We start from the raw sequence: 22,865 nt of genomic DNA on the forward strand, positions 1-22,865 counted from the left end.
CTAACGATAACCCTCAGAAAAGAAAAGAGCGCTAATGGCAAACGCAAAACAAGAGCAACTCATCAAGGCTTTTAAAGAGATTCTCAAAGCGGAAAGTTACGGTTCACAAGGCGAAATTGTGGATGCTTTGAAGTCGCAAAGCTTTGACAATATCAGCCAGTCAAAAATATCAAGAATGCTGAGCAAGTTTGGTGCGGTAAGAACGCGTAACGCCCGTGGTGACATGGTTTATTGCCTTCCCCCTGAGCTTGGTATGCCAACGGCTAAAAGCCCGTTAAAACAGCTCGTATTAGACATTGTGCACAACAATGTGATGGTGATTATCAGAACGAGTCCAGGTGCTGCTCAGCTTATCGCGCGCTTGCTAGATTCTTTGAGCAAAAAAGACGGTGTGTTAGGTACCATTGCCGGCGATGATACAATATTTATTGCCCCCGCAGATGTATCTAAAATAGAAGAGCTAAGACAGCGGGTTGAAGACCTGTTTGAGAACGTTTAAAAAAGTGCTTTTGCTTAAAAGTACAAGTAAAAGTGCCATTGGTTAAAAAGCGCTTTAAATGAAATTATAGCTTCGCAAAACAAAGAAACCGCCGTAATAAGGCGGTTTCTTCATTTTTAGGATTAGCACGTTAATTAGGACAGAAGCTTAATGAGCGCGTCTGCTGCTGGGCGTGACGATGGCGGATTTTGACCGGTAACCAATAGACCATCAGTACAAACCTTCACAGCGAAATCATCTGCACTTTCATAATTTCCGCCTTTCTTGACTAACTCATCTTCAACAAGATAAGGCACTACATCAGTGAGTTCCATTGCGGCTTCTTCGCTATTTGAAAAACCGGTTACGGCTTTGCCGTCTACTAAATACTTGCCATCAGGAGTTTTTACATCCTTCAGCACGATTGGAGCGTGACAAACTGCTCCGACGGGCTTATTAGCGGCAATAGTCTCTTGAATCAATTTGATAGAGTGCGCGTTATCTGAGAGGTCCCACAATGGTCCATGACCGCCAGGATAAAATACCGCGTCGAATTCGTCAGCACGTACATCTTCAAGTGGAATAGTTGACGCTATCGCACTACGTGCTAATTCATCTTTCGTGTATCGAATTGCATCATCTGTCATGGCATCGTCAGATAGACTGTTAGGATCAATCGGAACCTGCCCACCCATCGGCGAGGCCAATGTAATTGTGTAACCTTGGTCTTTAAATGCGTAATAAGGTGCGGCGAACTCCTCTAGCCACATACCTGTTTTCTCACCCGTGTCGCCCATAATTTCGTGAGACGTCATTACCATTAACATACGTTTTGACATAAGCCCTCCTTGCGAGCATTTAAAAAATGTAACGCCCGTTAATTCGTGTGGTGGAGGGTCTTAGATCATAAAAGAAGAGAAGGATCGATTAGTAGCAAATGAGTGAGATAAATCACAGGCATAAAAAAGTGCCACCTCCTGTAAAGGAGAGTGGCACCTAACACTACAACTAGTAGTTAGTGTTAACTATTGTTTAGAAGCGGTAGTTAACACCTATACGCATTTCCCATAAAGAAGCATCGCGTTGAACATTTTCTGCTGGCATGCCGAAGTTACTATACTCGTAGACGCCGGCATCATTAAGATCAACATCTACCACATTTAGACGTGTTGAACCTTGGCGGAAATCACCCCACTCGTCATTGAGAAGGTTTGTTACGTTGTTAATAACAAAGAATGCACTTGCCTTGTGACCTTCAACAAAACCAGGTAGCTCTTGAGAGATACGAATATCAGCTTTAAACCACCACTTAGAAGTTTCAGAGTTACGCTCTACAACTTCACCACGAGTTAGGCCGTAAGCTTCAACGAATTCGTTGAATCCTGCACGCGCTTCTTCCGCAGTTTGTAGAACATTACCATCACGGTCTACGTTGTCTACAAATGTCACGTTTGCATCATCAGTAGTTGGAACGTAAAGAAGTTGACGGAAATCTGCACTATCCCAACCAAAGGCACCGTTATCGCCAAACACAAACGAATAAGGCTGGCCTTCGTTAGCAGTCATGAAAAGGTTGAAGCTAGTTTCGTAGCCATCAAAAAACTCATGAGCGTAACCTAAATTGAAAGTGAAGCGATGCTTGATTGCATAGTCAGATGTTGCTACACCTGGATTGTTGACGTCAGTAACCGCAACGTTTTCATAGTTTGAGCCTGCTGTTGAGCTGGTCATTGGGTGTGCATCTTCCGCATCTACATAAGAGTAACCTAATGTAGCGTCAATGCCATTATCCCACTCTTTAGAAATAGCACCAGAGATCAGCAGCGTGCTACCGCTGTCGCCACGTACGTTACCTAGAATGTAGTCTTGGCCTAGACGACGACCGTCATCTATCTCAGTATACACAGGGCGGCCATCAAATGTAGTTTCACCCGTTCTCTCAAGATTGGCTTCGCGAACAATAGGGGCGTCGCGACGGTCAGTATAGATGATATCAGCCGTTACTAAGTAATCACCCGGTGCTGTCCACGTTGCACCTAAATTGTACTTCCACTCTGATGGTATTTCAAAGTCAGGATCTGTAGCGTTTACCTGTGCATCACCATCTGTGATGCTGGTACCAGCTACTAGGTCTACCATTGCTTGAGGCGCATCATAGATTGGACGACCTTCACCAGAAAGATCGATATCTAAGATTGACGTTTCGCCTCGCACAAATCCTGGTATATCACTTCCGAAACGGTTTACAACAGTACCCACGTTGGTAACACCGTCGTTAGAATATGCATTTGAAATCCAGACGTTCGGGTTACCACCAGAGAATAGCCCTAAACCACCGCGAATTTCTAAGTCGTCATTAACCGTGTAGTTAAAGCCAACACGCGGTTGAATTAGGTCTAGCCCGTCGACATTCATGGTGTTAGGGAAACCATAGCGGTTTGCGAAGTTTTGGTTAGCTGTTGGCGTGTCGTCAGAGCCATATCTTTCATAGCGTAAACCAGCCATAATCTTCAGGTCGTCAGTAAGATAGAACTCATCCTGAATATAGAACGTAGTAATATCCTGTTTAAAAGATGCTGCTGCGTCATCTGGGTTGTTAGTACCTGCGGAGTTATTGTAATAAATCTGGTCCGCGAGACCTGCTTCAAAGTCAGCTATGCTAAGGAAGCGATACTCACCTACTGTGTGCTGCATGAACAAGTTGAAAACATCGACTTCTTCATATTCGACGCCTGCGGTGATTGTGTGATCGCCGTAGTAATAAGTACCAGCCAACTTGAAGTTAAATACTGTGTAATCAAGGTTATTCGACTGACGTGAGTCATCTGGACCGATGTAAATCGTACCGCCGTCTGCAGTGTTTATTTGCGCTTCACCAAATCCAGATGCAGCGTCCAAAGAAACCTGACGATTATCAAGATCGGTATGACCGATACGCAATTCAGTCGAGAAATCGTCATTCCAATCAGAGAAAAGCGAGCCTACAATTGTAGTTAATTCAGCGCCACGCTCGTAAAAGTGATTGTCTAAAGATAGTCGAGTCGAACCACCATCAGACTGACTAATGCTGAAACCATCATTCCAATTGTAAACAAGGTTGGCACGGTGCGCATCAGAGATGTTCCAGTCTAACTTAACGAGAATTTTTTCATCTTCAACTGGAGCTGAGCCAGGTAGACCGCCAACATCGTAACCGTATACGCGCTGTGCAATTTCAGCTACTTGGTCAATATCACCTTGAGTTACAGTTCGACCCAAAGCGTTGTAGTCAAACAACTGCACACCTTCTAGCTTCTCGTAGGCACCGAAAAAGAAAAGTGTATCTTCAATTAGAGGAAAACCAACGTTCACACCGTAACGGCGCTCAGTGTAGTTGCCGTTGTCACGCTCTACGCCGTTAACTTCCTCACCGCGGTATGAGTCACTAGTGAAGTCATAAAAAGCACTTCCTTTTACCTCGTTTGTACCAGACTTGGTTACTGCGTTGATGTTACACGCAGTAAAGCCACCATACTCTACGTCGAACGGTGCAAGTTCAACAGCCACTTGGTCGATGGCGTCATATGAGAATGGCTGACGTTCAGTAGGAAAACCGTTGCTATTTAGACCAAACGCATCGTTCAAGCGAATACCATCGAGCGTTAGACTGTTAAAACGAGGGCTTTGGCCACCACAGCTGATCGCATCATTACCGGCTTCGTTAAGGAACACACGTGGGTCTGCACGAACAATATCCCCAATACTACGGTTAATTGCAGGCGCGTTTTCAAGAGACTCGATGTCGAAAACCGTTTGAGGGCCTGTTGCGCCAAAAGCTGTTGCCGCGATACTGCTGCCGCTAACTGAGATTACTTCGATGTCGCTTTGATCATCTAGAGTTAGGTTTAGACCGAATGGGTTACCTAGTTCTAAGAATACGCTATCAATTGTTGTATCTTGATACGCATCTGAGTCGACTACGATTGTGTAAGGACCCCCAACGCGAAGACCGCGGACGTTGAATGCACCATTTTCACCAACGATAACTTCACGAGTTGTACCTGAAGGTTCGTGAATCACTTTAATAACGGTGCCGGCAGCTGGAGCGCCTGTAGGAGTCAAAATTCGTCCCTGCATCGAAGAAGACGTTTCTTGCGCCATTGCAGTGGTCGACAAACCGATTGACAACGCAACCGCAGCCGCGATGCGACTGAACTTAGCTGTTGAGCTCATGTGTGTGTTTCCCTTTTTGTTTAAAATTCTTTTTTTCGGCCAAAGACTGCACATAAATCACGCAGTGTGCTTGCATCTTAACCGGAACCTGATGAATTGTCGTCAAGGTTCATGTCATTTTTATTACACTTTTACATTTTTATTTAACAGCAATCGTACGAGATTATTGAGTTTGCAAATTTTTTCTTGACCACATGGTCAAGTTAATTTACTTGTTATTATTATTGCTGACCCGCTTCGATTTGCTGGATCTATTCTTGACAGACGGGCAACTAATAAACAGCGTTTAATAAAAATCAGGTTCACCCATAAAAAACCTTTAATTATTAATACATTAACACATTAAAATAAACTTACCTATTGCAATAAATAACCTTAACTGATGAAATCACATTATAAATCGTTAATTCATTCGGTCGTTTTTTTGACTAATTTCAGAATTGTTGCTTCAGGAAAATGGATAATTTTTATTTTGGCCGCTGTTAGTTGTGGTTCGATAAACTATTTTCTAAATTCTGCATCGTATGGCGATATCGCGCCACAAACTGGTCATTACATAACCTGCAAGACTGGTCTTGAGGGTAACAATGATGTTTTTTCTGTTTATGTTACCGATGGCAGAATCGCAGAAATGGCTAGCGAGCGTTTGTGTGATGATAAAATCATCAAGCGTCAATATGGCGAGGTCAAGGTAACTATCGGTCAAAGCGACTATGACACCTTCCGTTACATTAACCACGGCGTGGTTAACTTGGCGCTGGTAAAAAGTAATGTGGTTGATGCGTTTGGCGCAGATCAGATATATGGGTTAACGAAACTAGCTTCCCATCCAGATTATTCAGCGTTTTTTATTGCCTTGAGAGAACGACCACTGCTTTCAAAAGAGTATTTGCTAGGAAAAAGCATTGGACTTTTAGATTATCCAAGCAGCCGCTCTGGCCACATTGTGCCGAAAACCGTGATACAGAATATTGGGTTAAGTGACAGCAACGTAAACATTGTTTACTACAGTTCTCATCAAGAATTGAGGCGAGCCTTACTCGCCGGCGAAATCGATATAATTTCGTCCTATTGGGCTGAAGAAGATAGTGAGAACTTTTCCAAAAACTATGCAACGCCCCTTCAAGAGGATGTTAGCGGCATGCAGTGGTACTTAAAAATGCTGACGCAAAACACGGATCTATTTTGTGCCATGCAAACGGTTGTAAACGAGATAGCTATGTCACACCCAAGGCCTTATTACAAAACGATTACACTTGAAGAAGGCTGTAACTAATGAGTAATAAATCTCTCAACTGGAAGCCTAAGCCTTTTATCTTTTTTATATTCTTTGCACTTTTTGCGTGTATACAGTGTGTGGCTCTCGTCGCACAATACTGGTCTCATCAATCATCAATTCATGAAGCAGTCGACAAGGTAGAACGAAGAATAAGCTTGGATAGCGCCTTTCTTGACGTAGGAAACAGCACGCTAAATACGCCCGTTAATCAATTTGCAATTATTAGGTATCTAGAGAAACTCAATAAGGCGCTCAACGATGGAGGTTATCCAGTTCTTGTAAAGAGTATTCAGAATGTTGAGGACGATAAAGAAGATTTTACATCTTACAGTTCTATTATTAATGCTAATTTCAAGAACGCAGAACAAACGATTACCGCAGAAATTCGAGCCGTTGGAACGCTAAGTGCGCTCTCTTTTAGCTGGACTGCACTGCTGTCGTCACTACTATTGACCCCTATTTTCAGTGTCTCAAATAAGGTTAAAAAGAAACCAATGTCGCTAGAAGAAGTGATTCCGCCTTCACCGAAGCTGGTAATCAATCTTCAGGAAAAAACAATTTCAAATGGTATCGACGATAAGGTCGTTACCCTGCAAAACAAGCCACTTTGCTTTTACACTGCACTGGTGAAATATTGCATTGAACATCCCGGTGTACCACTCCCCCCGCACAAAGATGTGCCAAGTGAACTATTAGCCCTTGCAAATAAAAGTTTTGGTCGCTTAATTGAACTTGGCCACACAAAACGTAAGCGCCCAGATTTCAACGCAAATCTTGACAAGACGTTAAGCGAAATTAGAGCAGCTCTAGACGAAGTATTCTCTTCATTCAGCGAAGAGAAAGAAACGTATTACCCACCGCGGGCTCAGGGCGAGGGTTCTCGGTCTAAACAACACTCTTACGCAATACCATCTATCAAGCAAGAGGATATAACAATCATCGGTAACTAACTAAAAACTGACCACTTGGAGAGCTTTTTGTCATTTTTTGCTAATTAAGTAAACAGCCTGCAATGCCTTGAAAATACAATAAAGTTCTAGCAAAGACCGATCCAAAAACAGATAACTTGTGAATATATCATTGATTCGCGAGGCCTAAACGCGTATCTTTGCACCAACAAAACCAGCTTTATAGTACTATGCAATCGCCACTTATTATTGCCATTTCTGGGGCTTCAGGCTCTGGAAAGTCTCTTTTTACAAAAAATTTGTTCAACGGCTTCAGTGCTCAGGGTCGTCCTGTTCAAGTACTGCGTGAAGATCACTATTATCGTGCGCAAGACCATCTTCCGATGGAACAGCGTGAGAAAAATAATTACGATCACCCTAATGCCTTTGAACATGAACTATTAAAAGCACATCTGCAAGCTTTGCGCGAAGGTCAGCCGATTGATTATCCGCACTACTGCTATAAAACGCATACTCGATTACCTGAAACAGAACGCCTTAATCCGGCTCCTGTTATCATTCTCGAGGGTATTATGTTGTTGGCTCGAACAGATTTGCTTCCTCTTTATGACGTTAAGATTTTTATTGATACGCCTCTAGATATTTGTCTGATGCGCAGGATGATGCGTGACCTTAAAGAACGTGGTCGCAGTATCGAATCTGTTGCTAAACAGTACGAAGAGACTGTAAAGCCTATGTATCATCAATTTATCGAACCAAGCCGCTTCACTGCCGACGTAGTAGTGACGCAAGGTGGTAAAAACCAAATTGCATTAGATGTGATCAAATCACACATTCAGCAAGCGCTTCTTTAAGGGAACATTTCTATGGTAAGTTTACTGGGCATTGCAGTCCTTCTGGGTATTGCTTTTGCGTTATCATCAGCGAAACGCAGTATAAATTTGCGCACCGTGGGTGGCGCATTTGCTATTCAAGCATCCGTTGGCGCATTTGTCCTGTATTCTGAGCCTGGAAAAGAGGTTCTGTTAGCATCAACAGAGTTTGTTGCCAATATTATTGCTTATAGCCAAGATGGAATTAACTTTTTGTTTGGCCCTATTGGCGACAAATCTATAGCCTTTATATTTGCGTTTAATGTACTTCCGGTTATCGTATTTTTCTCCTCCTTGATTGCAGTTCTTTATCATTTAAAAGTGATGAATATCGTAATAAAGATCATCGGTGGCGCGCTACAAAAGCTATTGGGAACAAGCAAATCGGAATCAATGTCTTCGGCCGCTAACATCTTTGTTGGGCAAACTGAAGCACCATTGGTCGTGCGTCCTTTTATTCCTAATATGACTACATCTGAGCTATTTGCGGTTATGGTGGGTGGATTGGCTTCTATTGCGGGCTCGGTAATGGCCGGATATGCAGGTATGGGTGTAGAGTTAAAATACCTACTTGCAGCCAGCTTTATGGCTGCTCCTGGAGGGTTGCTTATGGCAAAGATAATATTGCCAGAGACAAACACTGCCAGCATAGAATCTAAAAATGTGGAAGCGGAAGATACCGTTTACGCTAATGTGTTTGACGCTGCCGCCAGTGGTGCATCGTCAGGCATGCAGCTTGCGCTAAATGTGGGCGCAATGCTACTCGCTTTCATTGCACTTATAGCGATGGTCAACGGCCTTATAGGCTGGAGTGCAGGACTATTTGGCTATGAAAACGTAACGTTTGAAGGGATCCTGGGTTATGTACTTCAACCTCTTGCATGGGCAATCGGCGTCCCATGGGACGAAGCACAACTTGCAGGCAGCTTTATTGGTCAGAAAATGGTGGTGAACGAATTTGTTGCCTACCTTAACTTCTTGGAAAACCAAGCACAGCTATCTGAAGCGTCTCAGGCCATTATCACCTTTGCTCTTTGTGGTTTTGCAAACTTCTCTTCTATCGCAATCTTGATGGGTGGAATTGGTGTAATGGCACCAACACGCAGAAATGAAATTGCGCGATTAGGATTAAAAGCAGTTATCGCAGCTACGCTATCTAATTTAATGAGTGCCGCACTGGCAGGCTTTTTCCTCTCTCTAGGTTAAAGATCATTAAATTAGACCAGTTGGTCAAGAAAAAACTAGACTAACTAGTCAGGTTTCTGTAAATTACGCGCCAATTCATCGCGGGGTTGATTTATGTCAATTTCTGCGACTTTTTTCTGTAGCCCGTCTACCTTTATAATGCCGCAGTCAAAATATACGGGATAAAGTTATGCAATTAGTTGCTGTTGATTACCAAGCGGAAAACGCACAAGAAGAATTCGTGAAGTCACTTCGCGAGACGGGGTTCGGTGTTTTGAAAAATCACCCTATCCAACAGTCATTAGTTCAAGGTATTTACGACAATTGGCAGGGCTTCTTCGACAGTGAAGAGAAGAATGATTACCTGTACAACAAAGGTAAACAAGACGGATTTTTCCCTCAGAGCGTATCTGAGGTAGCTAAAGGCTTTACGAAAAAAGATATTAAAGAGTATTACCACTTCTATCCATGGGGTCAGTGCCCTGAAGCACTACGTCCTCAAATTTCTCAATATTATGAGGAAGCAAACACGCTAGCGAAAGAGCTGTTGGGCTGGATAGAGAAGCATTCTCCTTCAGAGGTGAGTGATAAGTACAGTCAACCGCTAGGCGATATGATCAAAGATTCTGATCAAACCTTGCTACGTATACTGCACTACCCACCACTAAAAGGTGATGAAGAGGTAGACGCAATTCGCGCCGCTGCGCACGAAGATATTAACTTGATTACTATCTTACCTGCGGCTAACGAGCCAGGATTGCAAGTACAAGCTAAAGACGGTAGTTGGATTGACGTTCCTTGTGATTTTGGGAACTTAATTGTGAATATTGGCGACATGCTTCAAGAAGCATCAGGCGAATATTTCCCATCAACTACTCATAGGGTTGTAAACCCAGATGGTGCAGATATGACGAAATCTCGTATCTCGTTGCCACTGTTTTTACACCCAAGACCAGATGTTGTTCTTTCAGAACGTCATACCGCAGGGTCATACCTGCAAGAGCGCCTTCGTGAGCTGGGCGTTATATAAATTAAGTTCCTTTTGTAGTGTTATTCTTTTGCCGCAGCTAGTCTGCGGCTTTTTTTTACCTACTAGCTATTGCTGCAAGCTTTGAAGTATAGCGTTGCCTATCCTGTTCGTTGGGTGAATGCTTAACGGCCTGCTGTAAATAGCGCTGGGCTTCACTCACATCTCCTAACTCATGATGTGCTTTCGCCATGCCAAAGAGTAACTCATGACGGCTTTTATCCAGCCTTAGGCCTTTTTCGTAGTGGCTAATTGCTATCTCGATATCACCAGAATCGAATGCTTGCTCTCCCAAAATATAATGGTAAAAAGGATTGGTTTTGCGCTTTGTTTCTACCATTTGCGTAATGCGGGAAGCTTCAACGTCTCTGTCTTGATAAATATAAAGAATAGATAAATTTTCCCACGCTGTTAGGTTATCGTCATTAAGCGATAGCGCATGTTTATAGGCTAATTCTGCTTGTTCGTATTCATCGACCATGCGATATAACACGCCCAAGTTAACCCAGCTTTGCTGTAACTCTGGCGATAGTTTCGCCGCTGAGCGAAAATAACTGTAGGCTCGGGTGTAACTATTGGCCACCAGAGCGTCCGCTCCCTTGTTGTTGTAGTACATTGATATTACTTTGTTAAGAGATACGGCGTTACGCGGAAAATAATTTCGTAACATCTGAGGGTCGAAATCGACATCAGCCCAAGCGCCGCCAAGGGCTGCAACTACACCATCGTTAGGCACTGATACTCGCAAATTAATATGGCCATTGAGCAGGCTATATCCGTCTCTACGCGTCCAGTATTCGGGGATATCTACCTCGTAGAATGTCGCATTGAGACCCACATGCTCAGCAAGAGCGTAAGTCATAATTGACAATGAAAGGCAATTTGCCGCGCGGTTGTGGAAAGTAGTATTCGCAGTAGTGTTTGCGCTGTTGCGATAAAGCATACCCTGGTCGGCATGATCGAATATTGCCTTAACGAAGCCTTTCACATTCTTTTGTAAGATGCTCTTCTCATACACCGCTTTTTCCGCAAAGCGCTTTGCGTCTTCATCTAAGAAAAATATCTCTTCAGGGGTTTCAACGGGAAACAAGCTGTATGCAGGGAACAGGCTGTCATTAAGTAAGGTGGGCGCAGCGTCAGTCGTTTCCGTTTCAGTAGACTTACACGCCCCTATTATAATACTAAACAATAATAAGGCAGTTACTCGAGCATTCATTACAGGCACCCTTTTTGTGTACTCGATGCTATAAGTATAGCTCACCACCCGATTTTCACATTTTATTTACATCCCGACTTTTTATCTATTCGGCGCAAATGTTCATCTCGTGCTTTTCCGAGGCGAAGCAAGCTTTTTGTAAGATTACGGAAAGTTAATCATCAATTAGTACCTTTCTACCGTAAGCATTGTCAGTTCAGTAACGCTCGCTAGCTGGATGAAGTGGCAAGTAACTAGAGAGCACATAGTTTCGTGTTAAATTTTTAATCATGTATAGGAAATAGTATGAAAAAGTTAATTAGTGCGTTTGTCGTTATTCTTTTTAGTGCTTCAGCTTTCGCTGGGCATCATAAAGATGCTGAAAATATGGACATCGTAGATACCGCAGCTGGTAACAAAATGTTCTCAACCCTTGTCACCGCGGTAAAGGCTGCTGATTTAGTGTCTACGTTAAAAGGTGACGGTCCTTTCACCGTGTTTGCTCCTACTGATGAAGCATTTGCGGCCCTACCAGCTGGTACCGTTGAAATGTTGTTGAAGCCAGAGAACAAGCAAACGCTTGTTCAAATTCTGACTTACCACGTTGTAGCAGGTAAAGTGACGGCAGAAGACGTATCAACGCTTTCTAATGCAACGACGGTAGAAGGTAGTCAAGTAGACATCTCGGCGAAGATGGGCAACGTTATGATCAACAATGCGAAGGTAATTAAAGCGGATATCATGACAAGCAATGGCGTAATTCACGTGATTGATACTGTATTGTTGCCTGCTGAAGTAGCGGCTGCATTATAATATAAAGAAATTAAAAAAGACTCTGAAGCACTGATACGTCAGTGCTTCCGTTTTTTTAAACCCTCGATCCAATCCTTTATACTTCTCGTACAAATTTGCTTACTAGATGCTAGACAAATTAAACGTTACAAAAGTCTGAAAAGGAGTTCTTATGTTTTCGGTATATACCTATAGCATTGCTGGTTTACTGGTAATTTGTTTGACCGTTTTTGTACAGAATATCGTGGCTGCGATTGCACATCGAAAACAGTCAACCTACATCCCGGGTAAAGTAAGCGAAGAGTTAAGTCACGATAGTTTTGTTTTTAGAAGTCACAGAACGTTTCATAATTCGCTAGAAAACGTGCATCAATTTACACTTCCCGCGCTGTTTTGTATATTTTTAGGTGCGCCGACCAACATCTTGGCATCGCTCATTTGGGTATATGCACTGTGCAGAATTATCCACATGGCCCTTTACTATGCTATTGCGACTGAAAAGAATCCTAGCCCAAGAAGCTATTTCTACATGATTGGCGTGCTCTGCAACCTTGCCGTTTTCATTCTCGCCTTCTTCCAAGTGTTTACCTAAAATCATTTCGATAAACCAAAAGTAAATGTCGTTATATTCAACTTATGTTTAATCCACTTTTGAAGCTTACAGGAGTAATGTGTGTGGTAGATGGTTCCTCCCGCAGATAGGACTGAGTGTGTATAATAAACAGGTCGGCGAACGCACTTTAGATGATTGCACTGTGTTAATTGTCGACGACCAAGCGAGCAGCAGACTGGTGCTAGAAACGCTACTTGAAGATATGGTTTCTTGCGTTTCTGTAGCCTCAGGGCAAGATGCGATCGATTATTGTAAATTTCGCACACCAGACTTAATTTTAATGGACGTTTCTATGCCTGAACTTGATGGGCATGAGACAACGCTATTATTAAGAAAAAAACCTTCCCTTGCTAACATTCCTATTATTTTTGTCACCTCTTCTAGCTCTGATGAAGAAGAAAATAAATGCTGGGATTCTGGATGTGTCGATTTCGTTTTAAAGCCCGTAAACGCATGCACCTTGCGCAATCGGGTAAAGTCACACCTAAACCATAAGCTAAGATATGATTTACTTGAAAAGCTTATCTACATTGACAAACTCACCGGCGCCTACAACCGACACTATCTAGATGACTATCTTCCGCGTTTGGTAAAAGATGGGCTACGCAATGTTTGTCCTCTTGCCTTAGTCATATTCGATGTGGATTATTTCAAGTTATACAATGATATGTATGGGCACTTAGACGGAGATAGCTGTCTATGGAAGGTAAGCAAAACCATCAATGAAGCGCTGCTACGACCCATGGATAAGTTGGTAAGGATCGGGGGAGAAGAGTTCTTGGTCATATTGCCTAACACTGATCTTGAAGGCGCAAAGTTGGTAACAGAGCGGTTACTTACTACTGTCTATGACCTCAACCTCCCCCACGCAGCTTCTGAATATGAACGCGTTACACTGAGTGCAGGGTTAGCGATTAAACAAGCGGACGACAATAAAACCATCGATTATGTCATGTTAGAAGCGGATAAAAATCTGTATTTGGCAAAGACAGGTGGTCGAAACCAATTGAAAATGCCCTCGCTAGCGAAAAGCTTATAAGTGACTAGCCAAGCTGATACCTTCCCACTGCTTTTGTATGTAAAAGCGTCTCTAGCAAATGCTCTTGAGTGATACCCAATTCATTCAGCTGTGCGAAAAACAACTGTATAGTGGCGAGCGCATCATCTAAAGCATTATGAGCAGGGAACGCGGGTAAATCTAAACGCTGTCGGCACACTGTAAGTGTTGCACTGTTGTTCGGTAGCACCTGATGCTGCTTGTTTAATTGGTACAAAGCCAATTGGAGGGTATCGATATACATGATCTCTATTTGAGGAAGCTGGCATTGCTTAAACGCAGAATTTAGCGCCATAAGGTCGAGTCGGGCATTGTGAAATAATAAAATGTTTTCCTTGAATAGCGACGATATCGCGGTCAATGCTTCTGCTATGTCTTCACCTTGTGCCAGAATATCTTGCGTTAGTCCATGGATCACTGGGCTTTGCCCCAAGTCCCCGTTTGTTTTGATAATGTGATAGCCGCTCGAAGAAAGGGCCATACGCCCGGCTCTACCCACCACATAACCCATTGACGTAATTTGTGACTTGTCTGCATCTAACGAAGTGAGCTCCAAATCTAACGCTACAAACGTGGTATCGCAAAGACGCCTATCGCGTAGATAGCGTCTAAATTTATTTCTCTTAAAAAGAAATGAACTACAAGCATGTATAAATTTTTTCATCATAGCGGCTAACTTACACCGCCAGAAAATTTCATCACCATGGCTTGATTAGTACGATCAATCGCTTTAAATGCGGCTTTTAACTGATGCTTTTCTATCGAAGATAGCATTGATACGGATACTCTGTTGTCCGTAACTTTGTTTTCTAACTGATGACGCCAGCGCAAACGATTTAAGAAAAGCCAAATATCTCTGAGGTTAGCCGCATCTCGCTTAGAAAGCTGAGAGCTTGAAGAAAGCGCGTCTAAGCGAGCGAGTGTATTGGGAAGCAATATACCGTCTGCAAGCGCATAAATACGGGCAATATTATTAATGAGTGCAACTGCTCGAGTTTTAAGATCAATAACGTCCTTTTCCTTGCGTTTGTCGTTTTTAGCTTTTTCATAAATAAACTTTTGAAACATCGATAGAGGAACCGATATTTCATTACTGTGCCTAGCTAAGGCCGCTAAAAACATATTTTGCTGCATTAAAGGGGCTCTGCGCTTTTGTAGCTGTTTAAATAGACTGACATCACCTGCTGCACATCGCACATCAAGAAAAATATTAAAATGCATAATGGCATCTTTTGTAGGCGCATTAACCCATTGCTTCGCCTCTTCCACTGCCTCATCTAGCGATAAGCGAAGCGTGGGGTTACTGGCCATAATATTACCATCACATAATTTTATACCGCATTTCGCAAGCCCGTTGCAGACATACTCTGCCATAGCAGCAAAGTAGTCTGACTGAGACTCTGTAGGGCGATTTGCAAGCAATAAACCGTTATCTTGATCAGACCCCATAGTCTGATCTTCCCGGGCTTGAGAACCATAAACCAGCCACGAAAACATCATGGGTGCTTTGCCGTGGTCCTGCTGAAAAAAACCGATCAACTTTCTGGTCATGATGTCTGTTGCCTGAGACAAAATTTTTCCCGCAATGTCATAATCGCCGGCTTTTTTTGCATGCGCCGAAAAATAGTGAGGAAGCTGCCAAGATAAACGAGTTAATTCATATAAATTCTCTGCTTTGCTCAGTTCGCCGATAATAAAAAGAACGTTTCCTCGTTGGTGGCGAATAATGTCACTTGCCGTAACCATACCTAATGGCACAAGCGACTGATGATCAATGACGGGTAAATGATGAATATTACGTTCAGTCATTAACGCTAACGCATCGAATAATGTTCTGTTTCCCATTATTTGGGCAGGGTTAGGCGTCATTATGTGGTCAACCGACAACGACGTATCTAATGACGTGGCAACCACTCTTGATCTAAGATCCCGATCGGTCACAATGCCGATAAGTTTGTCTTCTTTAGTCACCAGTAAGGATGAAACTTTCTGCTCTGTCATCAGCTGAGCAGCCGCTGATATTGACGTTATTTCCTCCACCGAAACGGGCGATTTTTCGATAACATCTGAAAGACCTTTATACAACCACATGGAATTGGTATCAGATATCGCATGATTTTGCAGGGCATTATTTCGAAGTCCATCAAAGAAATGGCGTATCGCGGTATCTTCAAATAATGGCTCAATCACGGCAGCATCAAAACGATAAACTAACCCCGGACTATCCACGCTAATATTTAAGGAAAATGGACGTTTTTCCATGATGCTAGCATAGCCGAAGTAATCCCCTTCACTTAAATGACGTAGGGGCGCATCTGAATCTTGCACAGAAAATTGACCACTTTGAATTAAGAAAAGCGCCGGAGCACCTTGCTGAAGTTCAGCAACAATATCAGCCGTCACGTAGATTAAATCTGCGTGTTTAACTAATTGCAGCTTCTGTTCGCTATCGAGGGTATCAAGCGGCGCCGACGTATTCAGAAAGTCTTCAACTTGTTTAGCCATTGCAGTCATAGAAATCGTCCAGTGATAGGGTTTGTTCGCCTTCGCTGTGTAAATTTTAGCCCACATACACAACAAAAATGAGCTCGTCCCTCAAAAAAAAGAAAAAACAAAAGAAAAAACCAACCTATTCACGTTCGCCAATAGGTTGGTTTCATTTTGCTATCGCCTATCTTTAGGCTGTATCAGGTTAGTGAGCTGATGCTTCACCTGCACCTTTTGGATACCGAATGCTTTCTACTAGCTCTTGAATTTCTTCAGGCGCTTCATCGGTAGCTTTGAACACTAGGAAAGCCACGATAAAGTTAACCATCATACCTAGCGTTCCGATGCCTTCTGGCGAAATACCGAACCACCAGTTGTCAGGGGTGTTAGCTGCAGGGTTTACAAACTTGAAGTAAATGATGTAAGCCGCAGTAAACGCGATACCTGATATCATTCCCGCAATTGCACCTTTGTCGTTCATGCGCTTGCTGAAGATACCCATGATGATTGCTGGGAAGAAGCTCGATGCAGCCAAACCGAAGGCAAAGGCCACGACCTGCGCAACAAAGCCGGGCGGATTGATACCGAAGTAGCCTGCGATAACAATTGCAACCCCCGCCGCTAAACGTGCGTACATAAGCTCAGCTTTATCGGTAATATTTGGCATAAAGTTTCGTTTCAACAGATCGTGAGACACGGATGTTGAAATAACTAACAATAAGCCCGCAGAGGTAGACAAGGCTGCTGCCACACCACCCGCTGCCACGAGTGCAATTACCCAAGCTGGTAAGTTTGCAATTTCAGGGTTAGCCAATACCATGATGTCGCGGTCAACTTTCATTTCGTTGCGCTCATCACCCGAATAGAACATCTTGCCGTCGCCATTTTTATCTTCATAAACGATAAGGCCGGTTTGTTCCCAATTTTTAATCCACGACGGCGCTTCTTCATAGCTTGTGCCTGTCATCTCTGGGCCATTGATGGTTTCAATCATATTTACGCGAGCAAATGCAGCAAGAGAAGGTGCTGTTGTATATAAGATTGCAATGAACGCCAGTGCATAACCTGCTGATTTACGCGCATCATGTACCTTAGGTACGGTAAAGAAGCGAACGATTACGTGAGGAAGACCCGCTGTACCCACCATTAGTGCAAAGGTAATGAAGAATACGTCTATGGTACTTTTGGTGCCCGATGTGTATTCGTTAAATCCGAGTTCGACGGATAAATTATCGAGTTTTTGCAGCAGGTGCATCCCCGACCCGTCGGCGAGCGTTGCTCCAAAGCCTGTTTGCGGCAGGATGTGACCTGTGACCATCATTGATATAAATACCGCTGGTACGATATAGGCAAATATCATTACGCAATACTGCGCTACTTGTGTATAGGTAATACCTTTCATGCCACCAAGCACTGTGTAGAAGAACACAATAACCATACCGATGACTACGCCGGTTACAATATCTACTTCTAAGAAGCGGCTGAATACTACGCCCACGCCACGCATTTGGCCGGCAACATAGGTGAAGCAAACAAAAATTGCACAGAATACGGCAACCGTACGTGCAGTTTGAGAGTAGTAACGATCGCCGATGAAATCAGGCACCGTGAATTTGCCGAATTTACGCAAGTAAGGCGCTAAGCACAAGGCTAACAAGACGTAACCGCCAGTCCACCCCATTAGGTAAACCGCGCCGTCATACCCCATAAAAGAGATGAGACCTGCCATCGAAATAAACGATGCAGCCGACATCCAGTCAGCGGCAGTAGCCATACCATTCATGACCGGAGGCACACCGCCACCAGCGACGTAGAAGTCATTGGTTGACCCTGCACGAGCCCAAATTGCAATTGCGATATATAGCGCAAATGATGCGCCAACGATAATAAACGTTAATGTTTGAACGTCCATGATTTACTCCTCATCTACGCCGTAGCGTTTATCCATGGCGTTCATCTTCGCCATATAGACAAAGATCAATGCAACAAATACATAAATTGAGCCCTGTTGTGCAAACCAGAAGCCTAATTTAAAGCCAAAAAATTGGATTTCATTTAAGATATCGACAAAAATAATGCCGGCGCCGAATGATACGATAAACCAAACGACTAACAGCTTAGCGAGTAGAGCGAGGTTTTCGCTCCAATACGCTTTCTTGTCCTCTTCGTTTCTAAATGCCATTGTTTCACCCTCACATCAGGTTAATTGATTGTTATGTTTTTACATATTCCTAACGCCCGGCTTTGTTAACGTTATTGCTGCTTAATTGGTAACTGACTAAAGACAACCACCAGCAGCAAAGTCAAGCACTTAGGAGCTTGCGTATTACTCTAGACCTGGAAGGTGAAATTCAAAATGAGACCATGGTCGTAGGTAGACTATGGTCGAAATGATTATAATAACAACAAAGTTGTTAAAACCCCGTTAAAGGAATCTTATGGTTTTTGGTTGGGTCACACTTGCAGTTTTGTATCTCTTCTTGCTTTTTTCACTAGCAAGCTGGGGAGAAAAAAATTCGCCCACCGCGCGAGCGCTGACGTCTCACCCTGCGATTTATTCGTTAGCTCTTGCCATTTATTGTACCGCGTGGACATTCTTTGGCATGGTGGGCCAAGCAAGCAGAGACACATGGATTTATCTTCCGATCATGCTGGGGCCTATCTTGGTTTACGTGTTAGGTTACAAGTTTATTTATAAACTTACGTTCGTTAGCAAAAAGCAGCACATTACCACCATTTCTGATTTTATCGCTTCGCGCTACGGTAAGCGTCAGACTGTTGCGCTAGTTGTTACACTTATCGCGCTACTTGCCACTATTCCCTATATTGCACTTCAGTTAAAAGCCGTAGGCGCCACCTTCCAATTGCTGACACAACAACCTAACAGCAACGGCATCATTATTGCCGCAACGGGCTTTATCGCAGCCTTCGCCATTTATTTTGGTACACGGCAAACTGATGTAACGGAGTACCGTCGAGGTTTAATGCTGGCTATTGCTTTTGAATCGACAATAAAATTACTGGCATTGGTTCTTGTTGCAATCATTGGTTACAGCGCGTGGAAACGCACTCAAACTGGGCCATTTTTTGAAAGCTTCACTAACGAAATCGCGTTAGCCCAATTTGGTTCGTTTAGCTTTATCGCACAGACCATCATGGCAGCAGCAGCTATTGTCTGCTTACCAAGACAATTTCACGTGGCAATCATCGATAACTTGAGCTTGGGGCACCTACGAACCGCGCGCTGGCTCTTCCCGTTATACCTTGCGGTGATCTCCGCAGTGATCCCTATCATCGCCATTGCCGGTAAATCGATATTCGCAGGACAAGGCATAGAGCCCGACTCTTATGTGTTGTCGTTGGCGATGTTTTCAGAATCAACCCTGCTCCAAGTTATTGTATTTGTAGGTGGCCTTTCTGCAGCGACGGCCATGATCATCGTAGCAACACTAACCCTTAGTACTATGCTGACCAACGATGTCATCCTTCCTCGCATTTTGGCGTTCACGGGAAATACCGACGACAAGAAAGACGTATCGAAAAAAATTCGCTTAATCCGACGGATTGTCATTGCCTTTATTCTGCTGATGGCATTTTTGTACCATCAACAAATGACGAGCAGTCGCTCTCTTCACTCCATCGGACTAATTGCGTTCTCCCTGGTTATTCAACTGATGCCTGCCATTGTTGGCGGACTTTACTGGAAGCGAGCTCATGCACACGGAGTGTATGCTGGTCTGATGGTGGGCTTGGTCATCTGGGTGTTATGGCTAGTACTCCCAATTGTGAGTGAACAAGTCTCTCAGCTGGAACAAAATGAGCTAATTAGCCAAGGGGCAATGATTAGCTTAGCGGCAAACAGTTTTGTTTATATTCTTTTTTCACATTTCGCGCCTCAGCGTCTCATCGACCGCATACAGGCCGAAGCCTTTGTTTCTCCGGCCATCTCTGGAAACAACACCGTAAAAACGCAAACTATTAGCGTCACCGTATCCGATCTTGTCACCTTGCTTACAACCTTTATGGGTACAGGTCGTTGTAAACAATTGCTTGGACAATATCAGCAGTTAAATCACTGCAATCTCGACCACGACAGTACACCTGACGAGTCATTTTTATCTTTTTGTGAGCGGGCTCTCGGTGGAGTGATAGGCGCATCGAGCGCCAAAGTACTGCTAGACAGTGCATTGCGCGGTAAAAAAATGGATTTTACAGAAGTTATTAACTTCTTTGACGATACCACTCAAGCCATGCAATTTAACATGACCGCGCTATTAACTTCGCTTGAGAATATGGATCAAGGCATTAGCGTTGTAGATAAGCATCTCAATCTGGTGGCTTGGAATAAACGATACGCGAACCTTTATCCCTACCCTGATAACCTGCTGGCTGTCGGTACGCCTATCGAAAAACTCATACGATACAATGCATCTCAGGGGGAGTTTGGTACCGATAATGTCGATGGAGAAGTGGAAAAGCGCCTTAGCCATTTAAGGTCAGGCATGCCCCACCGCTTTACTCGCCAGCGTAAAGACGGCCGCGTTATCGAAATGGTGGGCAACCCTCTACCCGGGGGAGGCTTTGTAACAAGCTTCAACGATATAACCGGCCACGTAGAAATTCAGCAGGCACTTGAAGAATCGAACATTGACCTTGAGGCCAGAATTAAAAAACGTACAGAAGAAGTGCATTCAATAAACGCCGAACTGCGTCTTGAAATTGAACGACGCTCAGAAGCTGAGAAGGAACTAATAAGAGCGCGAAAAGCAGCTGAAGACGCTAATGCAAGTAAAACCCGCTTTCTTGCTCTGGCCAGTCACGATGTACTGCAACCGCTAAACGCTGCCAAGCTTTATGTCAGCGCTTTGGAAGAACAAGAACTTTCAGAGTCAGCCCACGCCATTATTCAAAAGTTGGGGCATAGCGTAACCTCTAGCGAAACCCTTATTGGCACACTGTTAGATATTGCACGCTTAGACCAGGGTGAAATGAAACCTGACTTAGAGTCTATCGATGTTCGCACTCTTCTTTCTCCTCTCGTGGACGAAATGGCCATGAGAGCAAAAGAAAAAGGGCTGGGATTTAAAGCCATTATTCGCTCATGCTGGGTCAGAGCAGATAAGACTTACCTTTACCGAATTACGCAAAACTTGCTTTCAAATGCTGTGAAATATACAGAAAGTGGAAGAGTATTATTTGTCGTCAAACCGATTAGCAATACCGTTCATTTCAAAATTCTCGACACTGGAATTGGTATATCCAACGATAAAAAAGACAGTATTTTCGGAGACTTTTTCCGCGCTAACGAGAGCAAAGAACACGGCATTGGGCTCGGGTTAGGCGTAGTACGCCGGTTAAGTTTACAGCTAGATAGCGACATACGGGTAAGGTCGCAGATAGGTAAAGGCAGTTGCTTTACGTTTTCTCTTGCGAAAGCCGAATCTAAAGTGGTGTCTAGCGAGACAACCAAGCCTCGCTCCACGACATTTACCGGCATGGATGTTCTTTGTGTGGACGACCAAAGGGAAAACCTGGACGCAATGCAAACGCTACTACAAAAATGGGGAATTAATGTTGTGCTTGCAAATAACTGGGATGATGCCCTTAAAATATGTGAGACCATTCAGCCCCAAATTCTCCTAATGGATTACCAACTCAGTCACGATAGCGAGAAAAATGGGCTAGCACTTATCGAAGAGATTAGACATCGGTTAAATGTAGTAATGCCAGCAGCGTTAATCACAGCAACACCAGATGAAAGCTTGGTAACCCAATGCAAAGCACAGGGAGTTAATTTTTTAGCTAAACCCCTTAAACCGGCAAAACTACGGGCTCTGCTTCAAAGTATGACCCGCTATATCAGAGAAGCAAAAAACGTGTAGCTCTGCCTTGTTACGCTAACTTTGTATTAGGAAAGCCCTAAACCGACTATAGCAACTCTTCATGAGGCTTGCTGTCGTCGGTTTTCGTAACGGATGACTCAACATTCGGCTTAGCCACCACTTTTCCCATTGCGCCCCATTTTTGTTTAGGGTTGAGTAACACCGGCCGGGTGAGAATTAAGTTGTTGGGGTACATCAACGTTTCGCGGTCAGCGGTAACTAATCGGGTGCTGAACGGCCCTAAATCGGCGATTACGCCCTCAATATAGTTATCGCCATCGAGAATACGCACGTAGTTGCCCCTGCGATAGGCAACGTTAGTCAGTAAAATAAAATACGCAGTGATATTGCTGATAAGCGACCAGCTTGCAAAGAGTGCGACGCCTGTTACGGTAATAATAGACGTTGAGAGCACCAATAAACCTGAGAAATCAATACCCCATGCAAGCAGCAACAGGGCAACAGTAACAGTGGCCACAATCACGCGTGCGGCGAATAGCCCCTTTAGCGCACTACTAGACTTCAGCTTAGATTTTTCGATATTGGTTTCTAATTTTGGCAGAAGCTTGCGAGACATCGCTAAATAAAATAGTAAAGCCAGACCACTCCACACGACATTTGACTGGTACTGAATCAACCACGCCAAAAACGCATGCCACCATTCATTCATCAACCTAAACCCTCTCTCATTTTTAATTCTAGCAAACTAAATTTTCAGACCTTTACGACCTGTGTTCCTGCGCCCTACCATGCTAACGTGAATAAAAGGCGAGTTCATGCATTAAAAGCAATCGCCACAACAAGAAATATTCGTAAGACTCTCTTTACCACATACATTAGTATGCGCGCAAAAATGACTTGTCTAATTCAAATTCGCG

The 22,865-nt window shown here is 43.6% G+C and carries 18 protein-coding genes; 10 read left to right on the forward strand and 8 right to left on the reverse strand.

What is annotated here, in order from left to right:
- Positions 1-34 precede the first annotated feature (34 nt).
- A complete protein-coding gene (gene argR, locus ACM0P2_RS16855; protein WP_105930397.1) occupies positions 35-499 on the forward strand; it encodes a transcriptional regulator ArgR in 465 nt (154 codons plus the stop codon).
- Between the two features lie 134 nt (positions 500-633).
- Here argR and ACM0P2_RS16860 read toward each other — a convergent pair whose 3' ends face one another.
- Together ACM0P2_RS16860 and ACM0P2_RS16865 are read right to left on the reverse strand one after the other, a co-directional pair.
- Entirely contained in the window at positions 634-1,317 is a 684-nt protein-coding gene (locus tag ACM0P2_RS16860; RefSeq protein WP_419226854.1) for a type 1 glutamine amidotransferase domain-containing protein, read from the reverse strand.
- A 193-nt stretch (positions 1,318-1,510) separates the two neighbouring features.
- On the reverse strand, positions 1,511-4,690 hold the full coding sequence (locus ACM0P2_RS16865; RefSeq protein ID WP_173360911.1) for a TonB-dependent receptor: 3,180 nt from the start codon (positions 4,688-4,690) through the stop codon (positions 1,511-1,513).
- Between the two features lie 382 nt (positions 4,691-5,072).
- On the opposite strand from ACM0P2_RS16865, the gene ACM0P2_RS16870 reads away from it, so the two are divergent.
- The 5 genes from ACM0P2_RS16870 (at position 5,073) to ACM0P2_RS16890 (ending at position 9,964) form a co-directional block, all read left to right on the forward strand.
- Positions 5,073-5,966 carry a PhnD/SsuA/transferrin family substrate-binding protein gene (locus tag ACM0P2_RS16870; protein ID WP_159120448.1) on the forward strand — a complete coding sequence of 298 codons (894 nt, stop codon included), beginning with the start codon at positions 5,073-5,075 and terminating at the stop codon, positions 5,964-5,966.
- Complete coding sequence (locus tag ACM0P2_RS16875) at positions 5,966-6,919, forward strand: hypothetical protein (RefSeq protein ID WP_159120447.1); 954 nt, start codon at positions 5,966-5,968, stop codon at positions 6,917-6,919. The genes ACM0P2_RS16870 and ACM0P2_RS16875 overlap by 1 nt, the downstream gene beginning before the upstream one ends.
- A 188-nt stretch (positions 6,920-7,107) precedes the next feature.
- The gene (gene udk / locus ACM0P2_RS16880; RefSeq protein WP_105930445.1) at positions 7,108-7,731 is read left to right on the forward strand and encodes a uridine kinase; all 624 of its coding nucleotides are present in this window, start codon (positions 7,108-7,110) and stop codon (positions 7,729-7,731) included.
- A 12-nt stretch (positions 7,732-7,743) separates the two neighbouring features.
- Positions 7,744-8,955, forward strand: coding sequence for a NupC/NupG family nucleoside CNT transporter (locus tag ACM0P2_RS16885; protein WP_159120446.1), 1,212 nt, complete (start codon positions 7,744-7,746; stop codon positions 8,953-8,955).
- Between the two features lie 169 nt (positions 8,956-9,124).
- A complete protein-coding gene (locus ACM0P2_RS16890) occupies positions 9,125-9,964 on the forward strand; it encodes an isopenicillin N synthase family dioxygenase (RefSeq protein WP_105930403.1) in 840 nt (279 codons plus the stop codon).
- A gap of 55 nt (positions 9,965-10,019) precedes the next feature.
- Here ACM0P2_RS16890 and ACM0P2_RS16895 read toward each other — a convergent pair whose 3' ends face one another.
- Positions 10,020-11,177, reverse strand: a complete 1,158-nt coding sequence (locus ACM0P2_RS16895) for a tetratricopeptide repeat protein (protein ID WP_159120445.1) — start codon at positions 11,175-11,177, stop codon at positions 10,020-10,022.
- 285 nt (positions 11,178-11,462) lie between these two features.
- Here ACM0P2_RS16895 and ACM0P2_RS16900 point away from each other — a divergent pair, with 285 nt between their 5' ends.
- The 3 genes from ACM0P2_RS16900 (at position 11,463) to ACM0P2_RS16910 (ending at position 13,600) form a co-directional block, all read left to right on the forward strand.
- Positions 11,463-11,969, forward strand: a complete 507-nt coding sequence (locus tag ACM0P2_RS16900) for a fasciclin domain-containing protein (protein WP_120963511.1) — start codon at positions 11,463-11,465, stop codon at positions 11,967-11,969.
- 151 nt (positions 11,970-12,120) lie between these two features.
- Positions 12,121-12,540: an MAPEG family protein gene (locus ACM0P2_RS16905; RefSeq protein WP_159120444.1), complete on the forward strand. Its 420-nt coding sequence runs from the start codon at positions 12,121-12,123 to the stop codon at positions 12,538-12,540.
- Positions 12,541-12,658: 118 nt separating this feature from the next.
- Positions 12,659-13,600: a diguanylate cyclase domain-containing protein gene (locus tag ACM0P2_RS16910; RefSeq protein WP_159120443.1), complete on the forward strand. Its 942-nt coding sequence runs from the start codon at positions 12,659-12,661 to the stop codon at positions 13,598-13,600.
- Between the two features lie 4 nt (positions 13,601-13,604).
- On the opposite strand, the gene ACM0P2_RS16915 is transcribed toward ACM0P2_RS16910, so the two are convergent.
- The 4 genes from ACM0P2_RS16915 to ACM0P2_RS16930 form a co-directional block, all read right to left on the reverse strand.
- Positions 13,605-14,285, reverse strand: coding sequence for an exonuclease domain-containing protein (locus ACM0P2_RS16915; protein ID WP_419226855.1), 681 nt, complete (start codon positions 14,283-14,285; stop codon positions 13,605-13,607).
- A 5-nt stretch (positions 14,286-14,290) separates the two neighbouring features.
- A complete protein-coding gene (locus ACM0P2_RS16920; protein ID WP_173360907.1) occupies positions 14,291-16,132 on the reverse strand; it encodes a DUF294 nucleotidyltransferase-like domain-containing protein in 1,842 nt (613 codons plus the stop codon).
- Between the two features lie 178 nt (positions 16,133-16,310).
- On the reverse strand, positions 16,311-18,017 hold the full coding sequence (locus ACM0P2_RS16925) for a sodium:solute symporter family protein (RefSeq protein WP_159120440.1): 1,707 nt from the start codon (positions 18,015-18,017) through the stop codon (positions 16,311-16,313).
- Positions 18,018-18,020: 3 nt separating this feature from the next.
- Positions 18,021-18,287, reverse strand: coding sequence for a DUF4212 domain-containing protein (locus ACM0P2_RS16930; RefSeq protein WP_105930411.1), 267 nt, complete (start codon positions 18,285-18,287; stop codon positions 18,021-18,023).
- Positions 18,288-18,543: 256 nt separating this feature from the next.
- On the opposite strand from ACM0P2_RS16930, the gene ACM0P2_RS16935 reads away from it, so the two are divergent.
- The gene (locus ACM0P2_RS16935; RefSeq protein WP_159120439.1) at positions 18,544-21,987 is read left to right on the forward strand and encodes a PAS domain-containing hybrid sensor histidine kinase/response regulator; all 3,444 of its coding nucleotides are present in this window, start codon (positions 18,544-18,546) and stop codon (positions 21,985-21,987) included.
- Positions 21,988-22,033: 46 nt separating this feature from the next.
- On the opposite strand, the gene ACM0P2_RS16940 is transcribed toward ACM0P2_RS16935, so the two are convergent.
- Positions 22,034-22,657, reverse strand: a complete 624-nt coding sequence (locus tag ACM0P2_RS16940; RefSeq protein WP_159120438.1) for a mechanosensitive ion channel family protein — start codon at positions 22,655-22,657, stop codon at positions 22,034-22,036.
- Between the last annotated feature and the right edge of the window lie 208 nt (positions 22,658-22,865).

The organism is Alteromonas sp. OM2203 (assembly GCF_048517045.1).
GTDB classification, from domain to species: Bacteria; Pseudomonadota; Gammaproteobacteria; order Enterobacterales; family Alteromonadaceae; genus Alteromonas; species Alteromonas gracilis.